This window comes from Azoarcus sp. TTM-91 (assembly GCF_012911025.1).
Classification (GTDB): Bacteria; Pseudomonadota; Gammaproteobacteria; order Burkholderiales; family Rhodocyclaceae; genus Azoarcus.
On the sequence record NZ_WUEI01000030.1, the window covers coordinates 30,523 to 47,373 of the forward strand.

A 16,851-nucleotide genomic window follows, 5' to 3' on the forward strand; every position below is an offset into this window, starting at 1 on the left:
GGCTCAGACGAACACCGGCTCCGCCTCCAGCGCGACGCCGAACAGGCGCTGCACGTCGGCCTGGATGGCGGCGGCCAGCCGGCGTACGTCGGCGCCGGTGGCGCCGCCGCGGTTGACCAGCACCAGCGCCTGGCGCTCGAAGCAGCCGACCGGGCCGAGGTCGCGCCCCTTCCAGCCAGCCTGTTCGATCAGCCAGCCGGCGGCGAGTTTGTGGCTGCCGTCCGGCTGCGGATAGTGCGGCAGCGCCGGGTGGCTCTCGGCGAGGCCGCGCCAGGCGGCCTCATCCACCACCGGGTTCTTGAAGAAGCTGCCGGCGTTGCCGATCTGCGCCGGGTCGGGCAACTTGCGCTGGCGGATGGCGACCACCGCGTCCGACACCTGCAGCGGCGTTGGCTGCGTCAGCCCCCGTGCCTGCAACTCGGCGGCGACGTCGGCGTAGCGCGCCAGCGGCTGCCAGTGGCGCGGCAGGCGGAAGCGCACGCGGGTGACCAGCCAGCGGCCCGGCTGGTGCTTGAACACGCTGTCGCGGTAACCGAAGCGGCAGTCGGCGCGCTCGAAGCGGCGCGGCGGGCCGCCGTGCAGGTCCAGCGCGTCCAGCGAATCGAAACGCTCCGCCATCTCCAGCCCGTAGGCGCCGATGTTCTGGATGGGCGCGGCGCCGACGGTGCCGGGAATCAGCGACAGGTTCTCCAGTCCGCCCCAGCCCTGCTCCAGCGTCCAGCGCACGAAGCCGTGCCAGTTTTCGCCGGCGCCGGCTTCGACGATGCGGGCATCGCCCTCCTCTGCGATCAGCCGGCGGCCACGCACCGCGAGCTTGAGCACCACACCGGGGAAGTCGCCATCCAGCACCAGGTTGCTGCCACCGCCCAGCACCAGCCGCGGCAGACCGCGCAGTTCCGGGGCGGCGAGTTCGGCGGGCAGGCGGTCAGCCTCGTCCACCTCCAGCAGGAAGGCGGCGCGGCCGGGCAGGCCGAAGGTATTGAGCGGCTGCAGGTCGGCGTTGCGGATCACGAGGCCAGCCCGTCCGGCGGCGCGATGGGGAAGCAACGGTCGTAACAGTAGTTGAAGGCGAAGGCGTAGAGCACGTAGGCGCTGGCGAGGCCGAGGTCGGCCAGCAGCGCTTCCAGCCAGCCCATGCCGGTCCAGTGCATGATCACCGGCAGGCTCATCATCAGCAGGCCGCCTTCGAAGCCGACGGCGTGGCCGCAGCGCAGCGCGAACGGCCGGCGGTCGGCAGTACGGCCGGTGAGGCGGCCCTCCACCCAGTCGAAGCAGGTGTTATAGGCGGCATTCCACAGCGCCGCGATCAGCGCGATGGCGGCCAGCAGGCCGAGGGATTCCACCAGCGGCACGCCGCTGGCCCAGGTGAAGGGCGGGGTGATCAGCAGCAGGCCGCCGATCTCGAAAAGGGCGACCTGGCGGGCGCGGTCGGCCAGGGAACGGAGCTTGGGCTGCGGCGAAGACACGGGAACAACCAAGGAAGCGGGGCAACAAAGAGAGCGGAAGATAGAGCGGCTTCGCCGGGAAGGCAAATTGTGCAACGCAACAAGAAATTCCCGGAAAGCCGCCTCCTTGGGTTACAATATTTGCACAAATATTGTTGAGAGCCGCTGGCCTTTCCCTCTTGTCCCCGCAACGGCGGCGACCCTGGCGCCAGCGGTATCCGTGCCGCGGCCGCCCCTTCCTCCGGCCGCGGCAGTGCTGCCGGCCTCCTCCGCATCGCCAGTGCCGGCAGTCCAGTTGCGGCGACGCGCCTTCACCGGCGACGGCGCCGGAAGGAGCGAACCGCCCATGCTGCCCCTGTTGTTGCCCATCGGCTCCCTGCTCGTCGGCATTGCCCTGCTGCTGCTGGGCACCGGCCTGCTCAATACCGTGCTCGCGCTGCGCGGCACGCAGGAAGGCTTCTCCGACATCACGCTGGGGCTGATCGGCTCCGGTTACTTCCTCGGCTTCTTCCTCGGCACCTATGTGGCGCCGCCGGTGATACGCCGCCTGGGGCATGTGCGCGCCTTCGCCTTCTTCGCCGCCGCCACGGCGAGCTTCATGTTGCTGCACGCGCTGATCGTCAATGCGGCGTTCTGGATCGTGCTGCGGGTGGCGATGGGCATCAGCCTGGTCGGGCTGTACACCGTGATCGAGAGCTGGCTGAACGGGCAGGCGCCGCCGGAGCGGCGCGGGCAGATCTTCGCCGTCTACATGGCGGTGAACCTGGGCGCGCTGGCGCTGGCGCAGCAGTTGCTGCACATCGCGCCGCCCAGCGAGTTCACCCTGTTCGCGGTGGCGGCCATCTTCGTCTGCCTGGCGATGATGCCGGTGACCGCCACCCGCCAGGCGCCGCCGCAGCTGCCGCACACGCCGCGGTTGCAGCTGCGCCAGCTGTGGGCGGCGGCGCCGGTGGCCTGTGCCGGCGCGCTGCTCTCCGGCCTGGCGATGGGCGCCTTCTGGGGCATGAGCGCGGTGTACGGCGGCCGCATCGGGCTGGACGACAGCGGCATCGCGTTGTTCATGACCTTCGCCATTCTCGGCGGCGCCGCGCTGCAATGGCCGATAGGCCGCTTCTCCGACAGCACCGACCGCCGCCTGGCGCTGGGCTGGGTGGCCGCGGCCGCCGCCGCCGCCGGCGTGCTGATGGCGCTGCTGGGCCTGGCCGGCAAGGCGGTGCTGGTGGGCGCCTTCCTGTTCGGCGGCGCCGCCTTCTCCATCTACCCCATCGTGGTCGCCCACCTGGTGGATCACCTCTCGCATGAGGACATCCTCTCCGGCAGCGCCGGCCTGTTGCTGCTGCACGGCGTGGGAGCGGCCATAGGCCCGACGCTGGCCGGCCTGCTGATGGGCTGGCTGGGGCCGGCGGCGCTGCCTGTCTATTTCACCTGCATGCTCACTCCGCTGGCTGCCTACGCGCTGATGCAGGCGCGCCGCACCACGGACGTGATCGTCGATGAACCCGCGCACTGCATGCCCATGGTGCGCACCTCGCCAACCGTACTGGAGATGATGACCCCGGCCGAGGAGCCGCACGCCGCCCCGGGCGGCGCCGGTTCCTGAGCGGCCGTCCGCCCTTTTTCACCCACTTACCCCTGACTCATGTCGGCCCTCGCGTCGGCTTCACCGAAAGGAGAGAACCGCCATGCTGCTTGCAACCGATCTCGACGGCACCTTCCTCGCCGGACACCCGGAAAACCGCCAGCGCCTCTATCAACTCATCACCGCCCACCCGGAGATCAAGCTGGTGTTCGTCACCGGCCGGGGGCTGGAAGGGGTGCTGCCGATTCTCTCGGACCCCACCATTCCCATCCCCGATTACATCGTCTGCGACGTCGGCGGCACCGTGGTCGATGGCCGCAGCCAGGCCGCGGTGCAGCCGCTGCAGGCCGGCATAGACGCCCGCTGGCCGGGGGAGCAGGTCATCGCCGAGGCGATGGCGCGGTTCCCGCGGCTGGAGCGCCAGGAGGTGCCACAGCAGCGGCGCTGCTCCTATTTCTGCGATGCCGACGCCATCGACCCGGAGATCCACGCGGCAGCCGCCGGCCTGGGCTGCGAAGTGCTCTACTCTGCCGGCCGCTACCTGGACATCCTGCCCGCCGGGGTGAACAAGGGCAGCACACTGCGGGCGCTGGTGGAACACCTGGGCCTGGACCCGGACGATGTGCTGGTGGCCGGCGACACCCTAAACGACCTCTCGATGTACGAGCAGGGCTTCATCGGTGTCTGCGTCGGCGAGTCCGAACCAGCGCTGCTGGACGCCACCCGCGACCGCGCCCGCGTGCTGCACTCCGTGCATACCGGCTGCGGCGGCATCCTCGAAGCCATCGGCCATTTCGGCTTCCTCGGCCCACAGGGCATAGACGCCGAGCTGCGGGCGATGGACGAGCCGGGCAAGGCCGACCTGGTGATGGTCTATCACCGCCTGCCCTACGAGGAGGCCTGGGAGAACGGCCACCTGGCACGCCGCCGGCCCAGCTCGCCCAACGGCATCATCCCCACGCTGCTGAGCTTCTTCGGCGACGGCAAGCGCGGCTCCTGGGTCGCCTGGGCCATCCAGGACCCGAAGCACGCGGTGCCCTTCGAGACCCACACCGAGGTGGACCGCGAGCGCTACCCGGAGCTGGTATGCGCCCGGGTGCCGCTGCAGCGCGAGGATGTAGACATCTTCTACAAGCGCTTTTCCAAGGAAGCCTTCTGGCCGACCCTGCACACCTTCTGGGAGCGTGCCCGCTTCCGCGAGGAAGACTGGGCGGTGTTCCTCAAGGTGAACCGCCTGTTCGCCGAGCGCACCGCGATGGAAGCGGCCGAGGGCGCGGTGGTGTGGCTGCACGACTACAACCTGTGGATGGTGCCGGCCTACCTGCGCGAGTTGCGGCCGGACCTGAAGATCGCCTTCTTCCACCACACCTACTTCCCCTCCGCCGACGTGTTCAACGTGCTGCCGTGGCGGCGCGACATCGTCGGCAGCCTGCTGCAGTGCGACTACATCGGCTTCCACATCCCGCGCCAGGCGGAGAACTTCGTGGACGTCGCCCGCGGCGTAGCCCCGCTCAAGGTGCTGGAAACCAAGGCCTGCGCGCCGCGCTACCTCACCTATGGCTGCGCGGTCGGGCTGGACGAGGTGAGCACCGCCATCGAGGTGCACGGCCGCCGCATCGGCCTCGGCGCCCATCCCGTGGGGCTGGACGTCGGCCGCGTGCAGCAGGTGCTGGACAACCCGGAAACCACAGGCCGCATGGCGCAGATGCGCGCCGAGCTGGCCGGCGTGCGCGTCATCCTGTCGGTGGAGCGGCTGGACTACACCAAGGGCACGCTGGAGAAGCTGCTGGCCTTCGAGAAGCTGATGGACGATCACCCGGAGCTGCAGGGCCGGGTGCAGCTGGTGACGGTATGCGTGCCGGCGGCCAAGGAAATGCGCATCTACGATGAGCTGCAGGTGAACATCGAGCAAGCGGTGGGCCGCATCAACGGCCGCTTCTCCCGCGTCGGCTGGACACCGGTGCAGTTCTTCTTCCGCGCCCTGCCCTTCGAGGAGGTGGTGGCCTGGTATGCGATGGCCGACGTGATGTGGATCACCCCGCTGCGCGACGGCCTCAACCTGGTGGCCAAGGAATACGTCGCCACCCAGGGCCTCACCAACGGCCGCGGCGTGCTGGTGCTGTCCGAATTCGCCGGCGCCGCCGCCGAGCTGCATGGCGCGCTGCTCACCAATCCGCATGACCTCGCCGACCTGGAGGCCAAGCTGTACAGCGGCATCGCCATGAACACCGCCGAGGCCGAAGCGCGGCTGCGCGGCCTGTTCGCCATCGTCCAGCACAACGACATCCACCGCTGGGGGCAGGACTTCCTCGACGCGGTGGACGCCAGCGTGGCCGCCACCGTTACGCCAGAAGCGCTGGCTGCGCCGGTGGCGGCGGGCGACTCCAGCGCGAGCGCTGCCGCGCTGCGCACCGCGGCCTGAAGGGGCACCGCGCCGCCGGTCGCGGACCGGCGGGCGGGCACGGGCTGCGGAAAACACCCTCGCCGCGGCAAGGCGGCGGACGTGCCCGGCGGCAAGCGCAACCGCGCTTTGATCGCCGGCCTGCCGCGCCCGAAAAGACAAAAGCGCATCCCCAGCCAGATCGGGGATGCGCTTTTCGTCGATGCCCGCGGCGGACGCCGCCCGGCGGAGACGGCCCCGCCGGCACACTTGCGCCTTAGTACAAGGGCACCCGCTCCAGCGCCACCAGCGCAGCGGCGATGTTGCGCCTGGCCGCCCCCTCGTTGGCCAGCCGCAGCCGCGCCATGCCGTCCAGCGTATCCAGCGGCGTCGTGGTGTAACTGCTGCGTATGGTCTGCTTCCACACCTCGGCGCCGCTCACCTGGTCGGTAAGGCTGTAGCTCACCTCCATCTCCACCTTGGTCCGCAGCGCGAACCAGGGCTGATCCAGGTTCACGATCACCGCCTGCAGGCCGTAGCCGCTGGCCTCGCCCTGCTCCAGCCGCCGGAACACGCCGGCATCCAGCAAGGAACGGCCGAGCGCGGCGGCGAAATCCTCGTCCGCGATGCTGGAGGGCCCCAGCTGCGAGGTCTGCCGCCCGCCGAGCACGCTGATGCGCACGCCCTGGCTGCTGCGTTTGGCCTCGGCCGCTGGCGTCAACCGCACCGCCATCGCGCCGGGATCGGCCGGCGTGGCACAGGCGGCCAGCATGGAGGCGGCGAGCAGCGTCGTCAGCACGGTCTGGATCTTCATGGCGGCACCTTCCCCTGTTCGCGGTTCAGTGGCGGAAGCGGGTCAGCGCTTCGCGCAGCTGACTGGCCAGCTGCTGCAGCTGGCGCACGTCGGCGGAGTTGTTCTCGGCGATGGCGTTGGTTTCCTCCGCCATCTGGGCGATGCGCTCCACCGCGCGGGCAATCTCCTGGCTGGCGGCGCTCTGCTCGCGCGTGCCGTCGGCAATGCTCTGCACCACGCTCACCGCGCGGCCGGTACGCTCATCGATGGCCTCCAACGCACTACCGGCCTGGCGCGCCAGCTCCACGCCCTTGCCGACGCGATCGCGCACCGATTCCATGCGGGTGGCCGCGCCCTGGGTATCGGCGACGATGGCAGCGATGGTGCGGCCGATTTCCTCGGTGGACACCGCGGTGCGCTCGGCCAGCTTGCGCACTTCGTCCGCCACCACCGCGAAGCCACGCCCCTGCTCGCCGGCGCGGGCGGCCTCGATGGCGGCGTTCAAGGCCAGCAGATTGGTCTGCTCGGCGATCTCGCGGATCACCCCGACCACCGCCGAGATCTGCTTGGACCGCTCGCCCAGCGCCAGCACCGCATCCGCCGTGTGGCGCACGTCCTCGGCGATGGTCTCCATCTCCGAGGACGTGCGGCCCACCACCTGGTGACCGTCGTGGCTGCTCGCCAGCGCTTCCTCGCTCATCGCCGAAGCCTCGCGGGCGTTGTCCGCCACCTGGCTGATGCTCACCGACAGCTCCTCGACCGAGGCCGCCATGCCGGAGGCCGCCTGCGACTGGCTGCCGGCACTCTCCAGCAGGCCGGTGGAGCCCTCGTCCAGCCGACGGGCTGAGCCGCCCACCTCTTCCGCCGCCCGCGACACCTCGCCCACCAGTTCGCGCATCTGCGCCACCGTGGTGTTCAGCGCCGCGCCCAGCTGGCGCAGCTCGTTGGCGCTGCGGCCGTCGGCATCCGGCACGCTCACCTGCAGGTTGCCGCGCCCCAGCTCCACCACCGCGCTCACCACCCCGCCCAGCGGCCGCAGCCGGCGCGCCACCAGCCAGGCCAGCACCAGCGCGATCACCAGCAGGCCGCCCACGCTCACCCCGGCCAAGATCCAGCGCAGGCGCACGCTCTCCTGCAGGAACTCGTCGGTCCAGCTACCCACCGTCACCTGGAAATTCCACGGCCTGGACCAGCCGACCACCGCCAGCCGCTCGCGCAGCGTGCTGCCGTCCGGCCACAGGTACTGCCGGGTGCCGCCTTCGAAACGCATGTTCTCCTCGGCAGAGCGGCGCGCCTCGCCGGCAGGCACCACCTCGCCGATGATCTTGCCCTGGAATTTCGGATGGACGACGAACTCGCCTATCGTGTCCGGGTTGCCGCTGGGCCGGGCGATCACCACATAGCCGGTCTTGCCGGCGACGACGCTGCCATAGAGCTTGCGGATACGCTCCATCTCGGCATCCAGGCCGATGCGCACCGACAGCCCGCCGAACACCCGGCCGGCACCATCCTTCAGCGGCAGCATATTGCTGAAGAAATACTCGCCGTTGCGCACCACCAGCCCCTGGTAGGTTTCGCCGCTGCGCAGCGCCTTCGCCACCGGGTCGTCGTCCGGCAGCGGCACGCCGTCCAGGTAGCGGCCGTCCTTCTGCAGCAGCGTGGCCGCGCGGTAGACCTTGCCTTCGACCAGCAGCAGCACGGCCGAATCATCGCCGGTGAGGCGGCGGAAACGTTCCAGCATGGCGTGGTCGCCATTGACGATGGCGCCGTTCAGGCTGATGGCCGGCAATTCCGCCTCGCCGGTCGCCACCCGGCTGTCGCTCACCGTGAATTCGCCGCCGAGGAACTGGCGGAAGAAATTCACCTGGCGCATGCCGCGCGTCTTTACGCTCTCGAACTCGCTGTCGAGCGCGCCGGTGATCAGCTTCATTTCGTTTTCCAGCTCCAGCCTGGACTGCCCCAGGGAAGCGCGCTCGGTGAGCAGCGAGGTCAGACCTATCATCGCCGCGAACACCACGACGAGCAGCGCTACCGCCGGCAACAGGATCTGCCGTCCGACCGAATAATCCCGATACTGCATTTTTGCTCCCCTCTGTAGCGCTTTTCCGGTTTCACCCGCCTTCGTCATCTATGCCGAAAGGCCGATCCAATCGGCTCTGGCCGGGCTCTGGAACGAATATCGGCCGGCGGCCGGCGAGCCCAAGCATACCGCTACCCAATGTGGGCAGATAGTGCGACGCAGCGGCAGAATCACGACCGGTATAGGATGTCGCCTGCGCGCGGCAGCCGCGCCCGAAAGGAACGCAACAGAGGATGGAAAAGCAAATGCGCGTGCTACTGGTCGAAGACGACGCCGAACTGGCCGAAGGCATTTGTGCCTTCCTGCAGGGGCAGGGCGACATCATCGAAGTGGAAAACGACGGCATGGCGGCGGACCGCCGGCTGCAGCAGGAAAACTTCGACTTCGCCCTGGTGGATGTCGGCCTGCCGGGGCTGGGCGGCTACGAAGTGGTGCGCCGCATCCGCAACCGCAAACAGGCGCTGCCTGTGATCATCATCACCGCCCGCGACGCCCTCGACGACCGCATCTACGGCCTGGACCTGGGCGCCGACGACTACCTCGCCAAACCCTTCCAGCTCGCCGAACTCACCGCCCGCATGCGCGCGGTGCTGCGCCGCGGCGGCCACACCGAGACCCAACGCATCGCCTTCGGCCCGCTGACGCTGGACACCGAAGGCCGCCTCGCCGAACTGGAGGGCCAGCCGCTGGCCCTCACCGCGCGCGAATGGGAGCTGCTGGAAGCATTGGCCACCGCCGACGGCCGCACCGTGCCCAAGGAGAAACTGCAGGCGGAGGGCAGCGGCAACGCGGTGGAGGTCTACATCTCCCGCCTGCGCCCGCGGCTGGAACCCGCCGGCCTGCTGATCCGCACCGTGCGCGGCTTCGGCTACCGCCTGGAGCTGGCCAACCCGCCACGCCCCAATGCAGGCTAGTCTCGCCCGCAACATCCTGCGGGCGCTGGCCTGGCCAACGCTCATTCCCCTGTTCGCCGCCGGCGGCCTGAGCTACTTCGTCGCCCAGGACGTCATCAACAACACCTACGACCAGAACCTGCTCAACCTCGCCCACGGCCTCGCCACCCATCTGAGCGACGACGAGACCGGGCCGGTGCTGTCGCTGTCGCCGGAAGCGGAGACGGTGCTGCGCACCGACACGGTGGACCGCATCTTCTTCCGCGTGCGCAACGGCCGCGGCGAGTTGCTCGCCGGCGACCGCGACCTCGGCCTGGCGGACGCCGAACGCCAGCGCGCCCCGGCCGTGCTGCTGGGCGCACCGCCGCCCGGCACGCTGGAGCCGCGGCGCGAAGAGCCGCCGCTGTTCTACGACAGCGAGTACCAGGGCCTGCCGGTGCGCGGCGTCAGCCTGCACCACTACAGCGGCGGCCAGGGCTTCTACGTCACCGTCGCTGAAACCCTGGGCAAGCGCCGCCAGGCGATGGAGCGCCTGCTGTTCGGCTTCGCCGCCGCCGCCGCCCTCATCCTGATCGCCGCCGCGCTGGCGGTGCGCTTCGGGATCCCCTCCGGACTGGCGCCGCTGCGCCGGCTGGAGCATGAACTGGCCGGCCGCTCCGGCACCGACCTGGCGCCGGTCAACCTCGCCGGCGTGCCGGTGGAGATCCGCGAGGTGGTACGCGCCCTCAACGCCCTGCTCGGCCGCCTGCGCGAGGCCAACGCCTCCCAGCGCCACTTCCTGCAGGACGCCGCCCACCAGCTGCGCACCCCGCTCGCCAGCCTGCAGGTGCAGCTGGAGCTGATGGGCGACGGCCATGCCGACGCCGCCGCGCTGGCCCGGCTGCGCCACTCGGTGGCGCGCGTCACCCGCCTCGCCAACCAACTGCTCGCCCTCGCCCGCGCCGAGTCCGGCGACCGCCTGCTGGCCGATGCGCCGCCGGTGAACCTCGCCGAGCTGATAGACGACATGCTGGAGGACTGGCTGCGCCTGGCCGATTCGCGCAACATCGACTTCGGCGTGCAGCGCGAACCCGCCACGCTGATCGGCGACCCCACGCTGCTGCGCGAGCTGATCTCAAACCTGGTGGACAACGCCCTCAAGTACACCCCGGCCGGCGGCCAGGTCACCCTGCACTGCCACAGCGACGAGGAGGCGGTGCTGATCGAAGTGGCCGACAGCGGCCCGGGCATCCCGCCCGCCGAACGCGAACGGGTGTTTGAGCGCTTCCACCGCGTGGCCGGCACGCAACCCTCCGGCAGCGGCCTGGGCCTGCCGATTGCCCGCGAGATCGCCCGCAGCCACGGCGGCACCATCACCATCGAGGACGGCCCGGACGGCGGCAGCTCGGTGCGGGTGCGGCTGCCGTTGAAGCGGGCGGCGGTGGAAGCCACCGCCTGAGCCAGGCGCCGCCCGCGCCTCCGACAGGCGCAGGCGCGGACACAAGCGGAAGCGGGCTTCGCCCCCCCTCCCGCTTGCCCCTCACCGCCGGCCCGCGCCGCCAGGGCCCAGGGGATGACAGCGTTTGAACCGCGCTCCTGACGGTGCGCCCGGCCTGACTCCCGGCCCTCGGGTCCCACCTGCCTTGCCCCGCATGCGCCGCCAGCCCGGGGCGAAACCCGCTGGCCAGCAATACGGGACTTCTCCGGCGGCGTCCGAGCGGGCACCATCCACATCCTGCGCCTGCTTCCCCACCGAACTCCGATGCCCGCCCCTTCCGCCCACTTCCTGCGCGACGCGCAGGACGCCGATCTGCCGCAGATCGCCGCCATCTACGGCCACTACGTCCTCAACAGCGCCGCCACCTTCGAGGAAACCCCGCCGGATGCCGCAGCGATGGCCGGGCGCCGCGCGGCCGTGCTGGACCACGGCCTGCCCTGGCTGGTGGCGGAGGAGGGCGGCCGCATCCTCGGCTATTGCTACGCGGCGCCCTACCGCGCCCGCGCCGCCTACCGCTACACCTTGGAAGACTCCATCTACGTCGCGCCGCAGGCGCTGGGCCGCGGTGTCGGCCATGCACTGCTAGTCGAGCTGATCGCCCGCTGCGGACGCGGCCCCTGGCGGCAACTGGTGGCGGTGATAGGCGACAGCGGCAACGCCGGCTCCATCGCCCTGCACCAGTGCCTCGGCTTCCGCCACGCCGGCACCCTGCAGGCGGTGGGCTACAAGTTCGGCCGCTGGGTGGATACGGTGCTGATGCAGCGCACGCTGGGCGAAGGTGAGCCAGGCAACGGCGAGCGGACGCAGGCGTGATCGGACGCCTGCCGCTGTTCTGCCTCGGCCTCGGCCAGCTCGTCAGCTGGGGGCTGTTCTACTACCTCATCGGCGGCTTCGGCGAGCTAATCGCCGCCGACCTCGGCTGGAGCCTGGCGCTGGTGCATGGCGGCTTCTCCGCCGCGCTGGTGGCCATGGGCCTGAGCTCCGCCCGGGTCGGCAGGCTGATCGAGAAGCACGGCGGCCGGCCGGTGCTGGCCTGGGGCATGGTGCTGGGCGCCGCTGGCTGCCTCGGCCTCGCGCTGGCGGACAGCCTGCCCGCCTATTACGCCGCCTGGCTGGTGCTCGGACTGGCGATGCGCTGCACCCTGTACGACGCCGCCTTCGCCGCCCTCGCCCGCGTCGGCGGCCCGGCCGCGCGCCGGCCGATGGCGCAGATCACCCTGCTGGGCGGGCTCGCCTCCACCGTGTTCTGGCCGGTGGGTCATGCGCTGGCGGAGCACTACGGCTGGCGCGGCGCGATGCTGGCTTATGCCGCCATCGCCCTCGCCTCCATTCCGCTGCATCTGGCGCTGCCGCGCGGCCGCCACGCGCCGCAGCCAGCCACGCAAGGTACGACGGACGGCTTCCGCACACCGGCCGGCCATGCCCGCCTGGCGGCGGCGCTCTACGCCATCATCATCACGGTGACCGGTTTTCTCGCCGCGGCAATGTCGGCGCATATGATCACCCTGCTGGTCGCCCTCGGCGTCGCCGCACCGGTGGCGGTGGCAATAGGCGCGCTGCGCGGCGTCGGCCAATCGCTGGCGCGGCTGGCGGAGGTGCTGTTCGGCCGCCGGCTGCCGCCGCCCAGCCTCAACCTGTTCGCCAGCGCGCTGCTGCCGGTGTGCTTCCTCGCCGCGCTGACGAGCGGCCAGTGGCTGGCGGCGGCGGTGGCTTTCGCCTTCCTCTACGGCGCCGGCAACGGCCTGCTCACCATCACCCGTGGCACGCTGCCGCTGGTGCTGTTCGATCCGGCCACCTACGGCTCCCTGGTCGGCCGCCTGCTGGCACCCGGCTTCTTCGTCGCCGCCGCGGCGCCGCTGCTGTTCGCGCTGATCATCGAGCACTGGGGCGCCGGGGCCGCGCTCGGCCTGTGCGTGCTGCTGGCCGTGGCCATGCTGGGCGCCGCCGCGCTGCTGAAGCTGCGTTGCGCGCCCGTCACCGGCAGGCCGGAAAACTAGGGGAAAAGGCGGAGGTGCCAGGCGGGAACGCCGGGCGGAATCGACGCGGCAAAGCGGCGGCGGCAAGCCCACCGCATCACCCTCAAGCGCGCCGGAACACCACGCTGAGATTGTTCGCCGGCATCTCCGCCACCTCGGCCAGCGTGAGGCCGCGGGCGGCGGCCTCGGCGACCACCGCCTCCAGATCGCGCACGCCGAAGCGCGGATCGCGCTCCTTCAGCCAGCCGTCGAAGGCTTCGTTGCTGGGCGCGGTGTGGGCACCGTCGCGGCGGTAGGGGCCGTAGAGATAGAGCACGCCGCCGGGCGGCAGCAGGCGGGCGACGCCATCCAGCAGCGCCGGCGTGGTTTCCCAGGGCGAGTAGTGGATGACGTTGATGGCGACCACCGCGTCCGCCGCGGCCAGAGGCCACTTCGCGGCGGTGGCGTCGAACAGCAGGGGATCGGCGACGTTGGCGACGCCGGCATGCACGATCCAGCCGCGGATGGAGGCCAGCGCGCCGGCCTCCGTCTCGCTGGGCTGCCAGCGCAGGCCAGGCAGCCTGGCGGCGAAGAACACCGCATGCTCGCCGCTGCCGCTGCCTATCTCCAACACCGTGCCGCTGGCCGGCAGGTGGTGCCGCAGCACCGCGAGGATGAACTCGCGGTTGCGCGCGGTGGCGGGAGCGAACAGGCGGGCATCGGCGTTCATGCGGCTGTCGGCCTCGGGCAACTCAGCCGGCGAGCTGGGCCAGCGCGTCCTGCACCGCGGCCAGGGTGGCGCCGCCGGCCAGCACGCCCAGCGGCTGGCCATCCAGCAGCAGGCCGTCGGCGGCTTCGCGGGGTGCCGCGCCCTGCTTCAGCCGGGCGATGGTCTGGCCAGCTTCCTTGGGCGAGGCGAAGCCCACGCTCTGCAGCAGCAGGCTGCCGTCGGCGGCAACCAGCTTGAAGTAAAAGCGGCCATCGCCTTCGCGGTACTGCTTGAACTGCGGCTGGGCGGCGGCCTTGGCCTTTTCGCCGCTGCGCTGTTCGATGGCACTGCCGAGGTTGCGCAGGCCGACCGCGTGGCGCAGTTCGGCAAGGAAGGGCGTGGCGATGCTGCGCGCCTTGGCCGCCCCTTCCTTCAGCCTGGCTTCGATCAGCTCCGGCTGGGCGATCAGCGCCTGGTAACGCTCGCGCATCGGCGACACCGCGGTGTCGATCTGCTCGAACAGCGCCTGCTTGGCTTCGCCCCAGGCGATGCCGCCGGCAAAGGCGGCGCGCATGGCCTCGGTCTGCTCCGGCGTGGAGAAGGCCTGGTAGAGCTCGAACAACGCCGAGCCTTCGGTGTCCTTGGGCTCACCGGGCACGCGCGAGTCGGTGACGATGGAGGCGATCAGCTTCTTCAGTTCGACTGAGGACGAGAACAGCGGAATCGTGTTGTCGTAGCTCTTGCTCATCTTGCGGCCGTCCAGGCCGGGCAGCGTGGCCACCGACTCGTCGATCGCCGCCTCCGGCAGCACAAAGTGCTCGCCGTAGAGGTGATTGAAGCGGGCGGCGATGTCGCGTGCCATCTCGATGTGCTGGATCTGGTCGCGCCCCACCGGCACCGAATGCGCCTTGAACATCAGGATGTCGGCGGCCATCAGCACCGGGTACATGAAGAGGCCCATGTTGACGCCGGCGTCCGGGTCCTCGCCCTCGGCCAGGTTCTTGTCCACCGCCGCCTTGTAGGCGTGGGCGCGGTTGAGCAGGCCCTTGCTGGCGACGCAGGTGAGCAGCCAGGTGAGCTCCGGGATCTCGGGAATGTCGGACTGGCGGTAGAACCACACCCGCTCGGTATCCAGGCCGGCGGCCAGCCAGGTGGCGGCGATTTCCAGCGTGGAACGGTGCACCCGCGCCGGGTCGCCACCGGTCTTGATCAGCGCATGGTAGTCGGCGAGGAAGTAGAAGCTCTCGGCGTCGGCACGCTGGCTGGCGGCAATCGCCGGGCGCAGGGCGCCGGCGTAGTTGCCGAGGTGGGGCGTGCCGGAGGTGGTGATGCCGGTAAGGATGCGAGTGGTGGGCATGGGAAGCCTGCAAATGCCTGGGAGGTGGGCTGAAGGGCGGGAGTTTAGCGCCTGGGCCGGCGCCGCGCTAACCTTGCCGCCGCTGGCATGCCAGTGGTTTCGGCGGGCCCCGCACGTGACATATTCCCGCACCATGATCCGGCGCGCGGGCTAGACTCGGGCCCCGAAACCAATGAAAGCGCGCGAGCAAGCGCGGGCCAGCGCACATCGCCAACCGGCGCTCCCGCCCTGCGGAGCCTGGCCAGCCGACCGTGCCGGGCCTGCCCAGCGATGTTCCGATTTTCCCGCTTCCCCTCCCCGGGCCTCTCAGCCGGCCCAACGCCCCTACGCAGCGGCATTCTGTTCGCGGCCGCGCTGTGCCTGCTCGCAGGCGCTGCGCCCGGGCGCGCCTCCGGCAGTGCGGAACGCCTGCTGCTGGCGGAGAGCCAGACCTCGGTGGCCGCCATCGTGTGGGGCATCGTCAGCTACACCCGCTGGCCGGCACAGCCGGAAGTGCTGCGCGCCTGCCTCGCCGGCCACAGCGCACATGCCGACACCCTGCGCCGCAGCGCCGACTGGCTGGGGCCGGAGCGGCGCAGCCTGGTGCGCCAGCTGGCACCCGGCGAAAACCCGGCCGAGGTCTGCGACCTGGTCTATGCCGGCGAACTGGCGCCGGCGGCGCGCACCCATCTGCTGAACCAGCTCGCCGGCACGCCGGTGCTCACCATAGGCGAAGGCGCCGGCTTCTGTTCCGCCGGCGGCATGTTCTGCCTGGAGCAGGATGGCTCCACCGCCGGCGCGCGCTTCTCCGCCAACCTCGACGCCATCTCCCGCTCCAGCCTGCGCATCAATCCCCAGGTGCTGCGACTGTCGCGCCAACTGCGCGGGGTGGGCTCGTGAATCCCCGCAGCAGGCCCCGCGGCACCCTGTTCCAGGCTTTGCGCCGCACCTATTTCGGCTCCGCCCTGCTGGCGCTGCTGATCGCCGCGCTGGCACTGGCCACGGTAGCCTTCTTCACCCTGCGCGCCCAGCACACCGCCAACCTGGCGTTGGTGGCGCGCACCATCGCTTACTCCAGCGAGGCGGCGGTAATGTTCGCCGACGCCGCCACCGCCCGCGAGATCCTGCAGCAGATCGGCCAGCGCGAGCACCTGGTGGAGGCCCGCATCCTGCTGCCGGACGGCAGCGAACTGGCCCGGTACGAGCGGCAGGGTGCCGCGCTGGAGAACTTCAGCGCCCTCATCGGCCGGCTGGTGGTGCCGGAGCGCATCACCGCCGAGATCGCGCCAGAGCAGAAAGTGCTCGGCCAGGTAGCGCTGCGCGGCAGCGGCAGCGTGTTCGCCGGCTTCTTCCTGAAAGCGGTGGCCGCCGGGATGGTCGGCCTCGCACTGGCCCTGTTCACCGCCCGCGATCTGGCGCGGCGGCTGGAGCAGAAGCTGGTGGCGGAACTGGATGCGCTCTCCTCCCTCGCCCACGCCGCGCGCATGAACAAGGACTTCGCCCGCCGCCTGCCGCACTTCGAAGTCGCCGAGTTCGACGAGCTGGGCAAAGACTTCAACGCCCTGTTCGACGAGATCCAGGCCCGCAATGAAGAACTGGTGGCGCGACAGGCCAGCCTGGAAGAGGCCAACGCCTCGCTCTCCCACCTGGCGCTGCACGACAGCCTCACCGGCCTCGCCAACCGCGCCTACTTCGGCGAGCGGCTGGAGCAGGCGGTGGCCGAGGCGAGGCGCAACGGCAGCCAGGTGGGCGTGCTCTACCTGGACAACGACCGCTTCAAGGAAATCAATGACAGCCACGGCCACGCCGCCGGCGACACGCTGCTGGTGGAGATCGCCCGGCGGCTGCGGGCCGCGGTGCGCGACAGCGACCTGGTGGCGCGCCTGGGCGGCGACGAGTTCGCGGTGCTGCTGACACCGCTGCGCGGGCTGGAGGATGCCAGCCGCGTGGCGGAGAAAATCCTGGCCACGGTAGCGACGCCAGTGGCGCTGCGGCCGGGGGTCGAAGCCCTGCCCGGCCTCAGCATCGGCATCGCCGCCTATCCGCAGCATGCCAGCGGCGGCGAAACCCTGATGCGCGCCGCCGACCACGCCATGTACCTGGCCAAGCGCAACGGCCGCGGCCACTACCGCATCGCCCCCGCCGAGGCGGCAGGCCGCGCCAACTCGGGAGAATCCACATGACACGCCCCCTCGCCCCCACCC

At 70.7% G+C, this 16,851-nt stretch carries 14 protein-coding genes; 8 read left to right on the plus strand and 6 right to left on the minus strand.

Annotated elements, in window-relative coordinates:
- Positions 1-3: 3 nt before the first annotated feature.
- Both murB and GRF61_RS10825 read right to left on the minus strand, forming a co-directional pair.
- The gene (murB, locus tag GRF61_RS10820; protein ID WP_169150665.1) at positions 4-1,011 is read right to left on the minus strand and encodes a UDP-N-acetylmuramate dehydrogenase; all 1,008 of its coding nucleotides are present in this window, start codon (positions 1,009-1,011) and stop codon (positions 4-6) included.
- Positions 1,008-1,466: a PACE efflux transporter gene (locus tag GRF61_RS10825; protein WP_169150666.1), complete on the minus strand. Its 459-nt coding sequence runs from the start codon at positions 1,464-1,466 to the stop codon at positions 1,008-1,010. The genes murB and GRF61_RS10825 overlap by 4 nt, the downstream gene beginning before the upstream one ends.
- Positions 1,467-1,791: 325 nt before the next feature.
- Here GRF61_RS10825 and GRF61_RS10830 point away from each other — a divergent pair, with 325 nt between their 5' ends.
- Entirely contained in the window at positions 1,792-3,045 is a 1,254-nt protein-coding gene (locus tag GRF61_RS10830; protein WP_169150667.1) for an MFS transporter, read from the plus strand.
- An 82-nt stretch (positions 3,046-3,127) separates the two neighbouring features.
- Positions 3,128-5,446, plus strand: a complete 2,319-nt coding sequence (ggpS, locus tag GRF61_RS10835; protein ID WP_169150668.1) for a glucosylglycerol-phosphate synthase — start codon at positions 3,128-3,130, stop codon at positions 5,444-5,446.
- Between the two features lie 235 nt (positions 5,447-5,681).
- Here ggpS and GRF61_RS10840 read toward each other — a convergent pair whose 3' ends face one another.
- Together GRF61_RS10840 and GRF61_RS10845 are read right to left on the minus strand one after the other, a co-directional pair.
- Positions 5,682-6,218, minus strand: a complete 537-nt coding sequence (locus GRF61_RS10840; protein ID WP_169150669.1) for a hypothetical protein — start codon at positions 6,216-6,218, stop codon at positions 5,682-5,684.
- A 25-nt stretch (positions 6,219-6,243) separates the two neighbouring features.
- Complete coding sequence (locus tag GRF61_RS10845) at positions 6,244-8,277, minus strand: methyl-accepting chemotaxis protein (protein WP_169150670.1); 2,034 nt, start codon at positions 8,275-8,277, stop codon at positions 6,244-6,246.
- A 245-nt stretch (positions 8,278-8,522) separates the two neighbouring features.
- Between GRF61_RS10845 and GRF61_RS10850 the strand changes: the two genes are divergently transcribed.
- The 4 genes from GRF61_RS10850 to GRF61_RS10865 all read left to right on the plus strand — a co-directional run bounded on the left by GRF61_RS10850 (position 8,523) and on the right by GRF61_RS10865 (position 12,644).
- Positions 8,523-9,191: a response regulator transcription factor gene (locus tag GRF61_RS10850; RefSeq protein ID WP_133594245.1), complete on the plus strand. Its 669-nt coding sequence runs from the start codon at positions 8,523-8,525 to the stop codon at positions 9,189-9,191.
- Positions 9,181-10,608 carry a sensor histidine kinase gene (locus GRF61_RS10855; protein ID WP_169150671.1) on the plus strand — a complete coding sequence of 476 codons (1,428 nt, stop codon included), beginning with the start codon at positions 9,181-9,183 and terminating at the stop codon, positions 10,606-10,608. Before GRF61_RS10850 ends, GRF61_RS10855 begins: the two co-directional genes overlap by 11 nt.
- Positions 10,609-10,911: 303 nt before the next feature.
- Positions 10,912-11,460, plus strand: a complete 549-nt coding sequence (locus tag GRF61_RS10860; RefSeq protein WP_169150672.1) for a GNAT family N-acetyltransferase — start codon at positions 10,912-10,914, stop codon at positions 11,458-11,460.
- On the plus strand, positions 11,457-12,644 hold the full coding sequence (locus GRF61_RS10865) for an MFS transporter (RefSeq protein ID WP_169150673.1): 1,188 nt from the start codon (positions 11,457-11,459) through the stop codon (positions 12,642-12,644). The genes GRF61_RS10860 and GRF61_RS10865 overlap by 4 nt, the downstream gene beginning before the upstream one ends.
- Before the next feature lie 82 nt (positions 12,645-12,726).
- Here the strand turns inward: GRF61_RS10865 and GRF61_RS10870 are convergent, their stop codons facing one another.
- Complete coding sequence (locus GRF61_RS10870; RefSeq protein WP_169150674.1) at positions 12,727-13,332, minus strand: DUF938 domain-containing protein; 606 nt, start codon at positions 13,330-13,332, stop codon at positions 12,727-12,729.
- Positions 13,333-13,354: 22 nt separating this feature from the next.
- The gene (locus GRF61_RS10875) at positions 13,355-14,668 is read right to left on the minus strand and encodes a tryptophan--tRNA ligase (protein WP_169150675.1); all 1,314 of its coding nucleotides are present in this window, start codon (positions 14,666-14,668) and stop codon (positions 13,355-13,357) included.
- A gap of 270 nt (positions 14,669-14,938) precedes the next feature.
- On the opposite strand from GRF61_RS10875, the gene GRF61_RS10880 reads away from it, so the two are divergent.
- Entirely contained in the window at positions 14,939-15,547 is a 609-nt protein-coding gene (locus tag GRF61_RS10880) for a YfiR family protein (protein ID WP_169150676.1), read from the plus strand.
- Complete coding sequence (locus GRF61_RS10885; RefSeq protein ID WP_169150677.1) at positions 15,544-16,830, plus strand: sensor domain-containing diguanylate cyclase; 1,287 nt, start codon at positions 15,544-15,546, stop codon at positions 16,828-16,830. The genes GRF61_RS10880 and GRF61_RS10885 overlap by 4 nt, the downstream gene beginning before the upstream one ends.
- Positions 16,831-16,851 lie beyond the last annotated feature (21 nt).

What these genes read in the sequence shown, in the direction of transcription:
- ggpS (WP_169150668.1), top strand. Translation starts at nt 3,128, where the DNA reads ATGCTGCTTGCAACCGATCTCGACGGCACCTTCCTCGCCGGACACCCG.
- GRF61_RS10875 (WP_169150675.1), bottom strand. Translation starts at nt 14,668, where the DNA reads ATGCCCACCACTCGCATCCTTACCGGCATCACCACCTCCGGCACGCCC.
- GRF61_RS10850 (WP_133594245.1), top strand. Translation starts at nt 8,523, where the DNA reads ATGCGCGTGCTACTGGTCGAAGACGACGCCGAACTGGCCGAAGGCATT.
- GRF61_RS10870 (WP_169150674.1), bottom strand. Translation starts at nt 13,332, where the DNA reads ATGAACGCCGATGCCCGCCTGTTCGCTCCCGCCACCGCGCGCAACCGC.
- GRF61_RS10880 (WP_169150676.1), top strand. Translation starts at nt 14,939, where the DNA reads ATGTTCCGATTTTCCCGCTTCCCCTCCCCGGGCCTCTCAGCCGGCCCA.
- GRF61_RS10860 (WP_169150672.1), top strand. Translation starts at nt 10,912, where the DNA reads ATGCCCGCCCCTTCCGCCCACTTCCTGCGCGACGCGCAGGACGCCGAT.
- GRF61_RS10855 (WP_169150671.1), top strand. Translation starts at nt 9,181, where the DNA reads ATGCAGGCTAGTCTCGCCCGCAACATCCTGCGGGCGCTGGCCTGGCCA.
- GRF61_RS10830 (WP_169150667.1), top strand. Translation starts at nt 1,792, where the DNA reads ATGCTGCCCCTGTTGTTGCCCATCGGCTCCCTGCTCGTCGGCATTGCC.
- GRF61_RS10845 (WP_169150670.1), bottom strand. Translation starts at nt 8,277, where the DNA reads ATGCAGTATCGGGATTATTCGGTCGGACGGCAGATCCTGTTGCCGGCG.
- GRF61_RS10840 (WP_169150669.1), bottom strand. Translation starts at nt 6,218, where the DNA reads ATGAAGATCCAGACCGTGCTGACGACGCTGCTCGCCGCCTCCATGCTG.